The 6,969-nt window shown below is 73.8% G+C and carries 2 protein-coding genes; both read left to right on the forward strand.

Features of this window, described 5'->3' with window-relative positions; genetic code table 11:
• Nucleotides 1–246: hypothetical protein (locus B0W88_RS28275; RefSeq protein WP_233151874.1), on the forward strand; the 246-nt coding region annotated here is incomplete at its 5' end.
• Nucleotides 237–6,969 (forward strand): glucoamylase family protein (locus B0W88_RS28280; protein ID WP_077037891.1); only part of this gene is annotated, 6,733 nt, incomplete at its 3' end. The genes B0W88_RS28275 and B0W88_RS28280, both read left to right, overlap by 10 nt.

A 6,969-nucleotide genomic window follows, 5' to 3' on the forward strand; every position in this document is an offset into this window, starting at 1 on the left:
ATCGAGCACCCCATCCACGCCATGAGCACCGCCACCCTCGCCTCCCGCCGCCTCGCCACGAGCACCCTCCCGCATGACGCCGCCACCCAGCTGTGCCGGCATCTGCAGCAGTGCCACCGGGCCCGCGGCCGATGGTTCGGCGCGGCAATGCTGGCCGAGCAGATCCATGCCCTGGTGGCGCCGCGCTTCGCGACGACGGTGGCGGTCTCGGCGCTGGTGCTGGTGGTCGCCTGCGCATGGCTGTAAGCGCCAAGTCGGCCAGGTTCGCCGACCCCGCGACACTGCTGGACGCGGGCTGCGGCCCGCTGGAGCCGCCGATCCGCTCGGTGCTGTTCGGCCCGGCGCGCTTCGAGCAGCACGGGCACAGCCTCGCGCTGGCCCATGAGATCGTCAGCGGCACCCGCTCGGGCGCCCAGTTCTTTCCGCGGCTGCAGAGCAATATCACGATGCTGCAGCGCTCGCGCGCGCAGCTGGAACGCCGCGCGCTCGACGGCCGCCACCTCGGCCCCGCCGCCCACTGGCTGCTGGACAACGCCAACCTGATCGACGAGCAGCTGCACACGATCCGCCGCAGCCTGCCGCGCAGCTTCTTCCGCCTGCTGCCGCGGCTGCGCGACGAGCCACTGGCCGGCCTGCCGCGCATCTACGGCGTGGCCTGGGCCTGGGTGGCCCACACCGACAGCGGCTTCGACGCCGCCTTGCTGCACGGCTACCTGAGCGCCTACCAGGCCGAGCGGCCGCTCTCGCTGGCCGAGTTGTGGGCCCTGCCGACGACCTTGCGGGTGGTGCTGGTGGAGAACCTGCGCCGCCTGGCCGAACGTTCCGCCACGCAGCAGGCCGCGCGCGATGCCGCCCACGCCTGGTTCGACAAGGCGCCCGCCGATCCGGCGCAGCTCGCCGAGCTGGAGGCACTGGAGCCGGGCATCAAGGCGCGCGGCGTCGAGGAGGCCTTCTACCTGCAGCTGGAACACCGCCAGGAAGAGCTGCGCCCCGAGGTCTCGCAGGCGCTGGATGCCTGGCTGGCCGCGCGGCTGCCCGACCCGGCCGCCTCGCTGGCCCACCAGCAGAACGAGTCCACCGAGGACCAGCAGAGCGTGCGCAACGCCATCGTCACGCTGCGCCAGCTGGACCGGGTGGACTGGCGCGAGCTGATCGCCGCGAGCAGCCAGGTGATGCAGATCCTGCTGACCGCACCGGTCTACGCCGCCGAGTCCAAGGAGACGCAGGACGAGACCCTGCATGCGGTCGAGCGCCTGGCCCGCCGCAGCGGGCGCAGCGAGGCCACCGTGGCCCAGCTGCTGGTGGACCTGACGCGCGCCGGCGGCCCGGTCGAGCCCGGCCATGGCGGCGCCCCGGCCTACTGGTGGCGCGGCCCCGGCCGCTCGCGGCTCAACGAAGGCCTGGGCCTGCCGCCGCCCTGGCTGCCGCCGGAAGGCGCGCCGGCCCGCCGCGCGCTGAAGACCGCCGCCTACCTCGGCGGCCTGACCCTGCTGAGCTTCGGCGGCGTGGCCTGGCTGCTGCACCACGGCGCGCCGGACGACGCGCCCGCCTGGCTGCTCGCCTTGACGGGCCTGCTGCTGCTGGGCCCGGCCAGCGAGGCGGTGGTGGCCTTCGTCAACCGGCTGATCAGCGAGTCGGTGCGGCCGCGCCGGCTGCCGCGGCTGGGCCTCGCCGGCGGCCTCGCGCCCGAGCAGCGCACGCTGGTCGTGATCCCGGCCATGCTCACCAGCGAGGCCGAGACGGCGGCGCTCTGCGCGCAGCTGGAGCAGCACCACCTGGCCAACCCCGAGCAGCATTGCCAGTTCGCGCTGCTGAGCGATTTCCGCGACGCCGACAGCGCCGAGAGCGCCGACGACGCCATGCTGCTCGCCGCCGCCCAGGAGGCGCTGACGCTGCTGAACCTGCGCTATCCGCAGCCGGCCGCGGACGGCCTGCGCTTCCTGCTGCTGCACCGCCGCCGCCGATGGTGCGCCACCGAGCAGCGCTGGATCGGCTGGGAGCGCAAGCGCGGCAAGATCGAGGAGCTGGTGCAGCTGCTGGCCGAACCCGGCGAGGAAGATCCGTTCATCGACTTCGGCGCCCTGTCCCGCCCGCATCCGGCCACGCCCTACATCGTCACGCTGGACGCCGACACCGACATGCCCCCCGGCCGCCTGCGCGCGCTGGTGGGCATTGCCGCGCATCCGCTGAACCTGCCCCGCATCGATCCCCGCGGCCGCCGCGTCATCGGCGGCTACGCCATCCTGCAGCCGCGCGTGATGTCGCCGCTGCCGCAGCCCGACCAGAGCACGCCCTTCCAGCGCCTGTTCAACGGCCAGGGCGGCATCGACACCTACAGCGCCGCCAGCTCCGAGATCTACCAGGACCTGTTCGGCGAAGGCACCTTCACCGGCAAGGGCCTGCTCAACGTGCAGGCGCTGCATGCGGTGCTGGGCGGCCGCGTGCCCGAGGGTCAGGTCTTGAGCCACGACCTGCTGGAAGGCTCGATCGCCCGCTGCGCCGGCGTCAGCGACGTGAGCCTGATGGAGGACTCGCCGGTCCATGCCGACGTGGCCGCCGCCCGCCAGCACCGCTGGACCCGCGGCGACTGGCAGCTGCTGCCCTTCCTGGCCCGCGCCCGCCGCTACGGCATCGCGCCGATCAACCGCTGGAAGATGCTGGACAACCTGCGCCGCTCGCTGGTGGTGCCGGCCTCGCTGGGCCTGCTGCTGCTGGTGCTCGTCAGCGGGGTGCTGCCGCTGGCGGCCACCCTGCTGGTGGTGACCGCGGCCTTCAGCGCCGGGCCGCTGCTGGGCGCGGTGGCCGGGCTGGCGCCGAACCGCGACGACATCGCCCTGCGCCTGTTCTACCGCCATGCCGGCGCCGACGTCGGCCGCGCGCTGCTGCTGGCCGTGTGGCACGGCGCGCAGCTGCTGGAGCTGAGCCTGATGACGCTGGATGCGATCGGCCGCGCGCTGTGGCGCCAGGCGGTCAGCCGCCGCCACCTGCTCGAATGGACCACGGCCGCGCAATCGCAGGCGGCCGCGCGCACCGAGCTGTCGGCCCTCGTCCACAAGCACCGCCGCGTGCCCTTCGCCGCGGCGCTGCTGTTGCTGGCCTTCGGCCTGGCCGAGTGGCTGGGTGCGCCGGTGCAGTGGGCCGCCGCGGTGCCGCTGCTGCTGGTCTGGGCCGCCTCGCCGCTGTGGACCTGGCTGGCCAGCCGCCCGCGCCCGCCGCAGGCTCCGCTGGACGAGGACACGCGCCAGTACCTCTCGGCCCTGGCGCGCGACACCTGGCGCTTCTACGAGCAGCACATCGGCGCCGATGACAACTGGCTGCCCCCGGACAACGTGCAGCAGCTGCCGCAGACCATGGTGGCGCACCGCACCTCGCCGACCAATATCGGCCTGTACCTGCTGGCCGTCTGCTGCGCCCGCGAGCTGGGCTATGTCGGCCTGGCCACGATGGGCGAGCGCCTGGCCGCCACGCTGGACACGCTGGACCGCCTGCCGCGCTGGCGCGGCCACTTCTACAACTGGTACGACACGCAGACGCTGGCGGTGCTGCAGCCGGCCTACGTGTCCTCGGTGGACAGCGGCAACTGCTCGGCCCATCTGCTGGCCGTGGCCCGCGCCTGCGAGCTGGCCGCCGCGGAAGGCCACACGCAGCGCGCCCGCACGGCGCTGAAGGCCTCGCTGCAGCGGGCCCGCGCGCTGCAGCCGGTGCTGGCCGGCTCGCCGGCGCTGCGCACCCTCGCCCACTGGGTGGAGGGCCATTGGCAGTGGCCCGCCGATGCCGACGAGGCCCGCATCGCGCTGGCCCAGGTGCGCCAGGCCCGCAGCGAGCTCGATGCGCTGCACCCGACGCTGGCCGGCCACTCGGCCTGGCTGCTGCACGACATCGTCGCGACGCTGGAATCCGCGCTGCGCGACGAGCTGGAGGACGGCGCCGCGCTGCGCGCCCGGCTGCAGGCGCTGGGCCAGCGTTGCCACACGCTGGCGCTGGAAGCGGACTTCACGCCGCTGTACGACCGCGAGCGCCGGCTGCTGCACATCGGCTACCGCTTCGATGCGCAGATGCAGCCGCATCAGGTCGACGAGAACCACTACGACCTGCTGGCCAGCGAGGCCCGCCTGACCAGCCTGCTGGCCATCGCCAAGGGCGACGCGCCGGTGGAGCACTGGAGCGCCCTGGGCCGGCCCTTCTTCGCCGAGGGCACGGAGGTGGGGCTGAAGTCCTGGTCCGGCTCCATGTTCGAGTACCTGATGCCCTCGCTGGTGCTGGACGAGCCGCACGCCAGCGTGCTGGGCCAGGTCGGCCGCAGCGCGGTGGCCGAGCAGAAGCGCGAGGGCCGCGAGCACCACGCGCCCTGGGGCATGAGCGAGTCGGCCATTGCCGGCCAGGACCACACGCTGGCCTACCAGTACGGCCCGCAGGGCGCTGCCCGGCTGGCGCTGCGCCGCATCCCGGCCGACGAGCGGGTGCTGGCGCCCTATGCCACCGCGATGGCGGCGATGGTGGCGCCGCAGGCGGCCGTCAACAACCTGCGCGCGCTGCAGAACCTGGGCGCCCGCCAGGCGCTGGGTTTCATCGAGGCGCTGGACTACACGCCGCAGCGCCAGGCCGCCGGCCGGCTCTTCACGCTGGTGGAGACCTTCATGACCCACCACCAGTCGATGAGCCTGGTGGCGATCACCAACCTGCTGGCCGCCGACGCACCGCGCCGTTGGCTGATGGGCGACCCGCACATCCGCGCCGTCACCACGCTGCTGCACGAGCGCGCGCCGCGCGAGGTCGCGCGCCTGCCCGCCGCCGAGCCGCTGCCGCAGCCGCGTGGCCCGCGAGCGGTGCGCCTGGTGCGCGAGACGGCGCCGCTGCGCGACACCGGCCTGCCCACCACCCATCTGCTCACCAACGGCCGCCATGCGGTGGTGCTGCGCAGCCAGGGCAGCGGCTACAGCGCCTGGAAGGGCGTGGGCCTGACCCGCTGGCGCGACGACCTGCTGCGCGGCCACTACGGCAGCTTCTTCTACCTGCAGCGCGGCGGCGAAGGCCAGGAGCAGCCCTGGCATTCGATCACCGCCCATCCGGCGCCCGACCGCATGGCCCGCTATGTCTGCCGCATGCAGGCCGACCGGATCGTCTTCGAGGCCAAGTGGCCCGAGCTGCTGGCCCGCTGCACCACCTGGGTCAGCCCGGAGGACGACTGCGAGCTGCGCCAGGTGGAGCTGAGCAATCTCGGCGGCAGCATGCTGCCGCTGCGCCTGGCCGGCCTGTTCGAGGCGACGCTGGCGCCGCAGCGCGCCGACGAGTCGCACCCCGCCTTCTCCAACATGTTCATCCAGCAGCGCTGGCGGGCCGCCGAGCGGCTGCTGACGCTGGAGCGGCGCCCGCGCCTGCCCGACGAGCCGGTGATGCGTGCGGTGCACTTCCTGGCCGCGGTGGACGGCACGATCGACGAGATCAGCCCCTGCGCCGACCGCGCCCGCTGGATGGGCCGCTACGGCAGCCCGGGCCGGCCGCTGGGCGACGCCGGCTTCGATGCCGTCGAAGGGCCTGCCGACGGAGATCTCAGGCTGGACACCGGCCTCGATCCCGTCGCCGGCCTGGTCGTGCGGTTGCAGCTGCCGCCGGGTGCCACCATCAAGCTGACCTTCTGCACCGCGGCCTCGCAGGACGCCGAGGCGCTGGAGCAGCTGGTCGACAAGTACCGCCAGCCCAGCCATGTCGAGCGGGCGGCCAGCATGTCGCACACGATGGCCGGCATCCGGCTGCGCGAGCTGCAGTTCGATCCCGAGACCTGGTCGGCGATGCTGCACGTCAACACGCTGGTGACCGCCCAGGCCACCCGCGAACAGCTCGGCGCCCAGCGCCTGCCGCCCGGCACCCGCTGCGACCGCCGGCTGCTGTGGCGCCACGGCATCTCCGGCGAACGGCCGCTGATCTGGGTGGCCATCACCGGCGAGGAAGGCCTCGACCTGGTGCAGTCATTGAAGAAGGGCCTGCGCTGGTGGACCGCCGCGGGCCTCGGCGTGGACCTGGTGGTCACCAACGGCGAGCCGGCTTCCTACCTCGCGCCGGTGCAGCAGCAGCTGATGCAGCTGCAGGCCCGGCAGCAGGCGCAGGCCCACCACGACCTGCCCGAGCACCTGCGCTGCAAGCTGCACCTGCTGCGCGAGCAGGACCTGACGGCCGACGAGCGCTTCACGCTGCAGGCGCTGGCGCGGCTGAAGCTGCTGGCCGACGGCCGGCCGCTGGCACAGCAGCTCGAGCGGCTACTGGAGGAACAGCCCCAGCCCTCGCGCGCCCAGCAGTGGCCGGTGGCCGAGCCGCTGGCGCTGCGCCCGCGCGGCACGCCGCTGCCGCCGGACGGGCACTTCCACCCCGAGCATGGCGCCTTCCAGTTCGAGCTGACGCCGGCGCGCCGGCCGTCCAAGCCCTGGATCAACGTGCTGGCCAACCCGCGCTTCGGCTGCCAGGTTTCCGAGCTGGCCGGCGGCTACACCTGGGCCGGCAACAGCCGCATGCACCAGGTGACGCCCTGGTCCAACGACCCGTTGATGGACCCGCCCGGCGAATGGCTGCTGCTGCAGGACCTCGAGCGCGGCCGCGTCTGGGCGCTCGGCCGCCGGCTCAGCGACCAGGCGGCCGGCGAGGTGGAGCACGGCATCGGCTACACCCGCATCACCCAGCACATGGACGACCTCACGGTCACGCTGACCTGGTGCGTGGATACCGAGGCGGCCTTGAAGCAGGTACATGTGGACGTGGCCGTGGGCCATGGCGCCAAGCGGCGCCTGCGCCTGGTGGCGATGACCGAATGGCAGATGGGCAGCGCGCGCCAGGAGCGGCTCTCGCTGTCAACCCGCCCGCGCTGGCTCAGCACCGGGCCCGAGGGCGCGGGCCTGCCGCAACCGACCCGCGCGCTGGCCCTGCAGTGCACGCAGCTGGACCACCTGGGCGGCTTCGGCGGCGCCACCGCCTTCCTGG

Origin of the sequence: Pelomonas sp. KK5, from assembly GCF_001984095.1 — a bacterium.
Classification (GTDB): Bacteria; Pseudomonadota; Gammaproteobacteria; order Burkholderiales; family Burkholderiaceae_C; genus KK5.